At 48.6% G+C, this 222-nt stretch carries 1 pseudogene; it reads left to right on the forward strand.

The annotated features are described in order from the left end of the window. Nucleotides 1–222, forward strand: a pseudogene (locus LPKJCM_RS08300) (IS30 family transposase); the annotation flags it as partial.

Below are 222 nucleotides of genomic sequence, written 5' to 3' on the forward strand. Positions count from 1 at the left end.
ACCTACCAGCTAAACTCCGTCGCCGAGTCAAACGTCCCGGGACAAAGCATCACCGAATCAATAAGAAGAATCTGGGCCATTCAATCGAAGAGCGTCCCACTGTGGTTCAAGCGCGTCAAGAGCTTGGACACTGGGAAGGTGACTTGGTCAAAGGTAAACGGGTTGAATCTGAGCCAGCATTAATGACTTTGACTGAACGTGTTAGTCGTTTAGAAATCATCG

Source organism: Lentilactobacillus parakefiri, from assembly GCF_002157585.1.
Taxonomy (GTDB): domain Bacteria; phylum Bacillota; class Bacilli; order Lactobacillales; family Lactobacillaceae; genus Lentilactobacillus; species Lentilactobacillus parakefiri.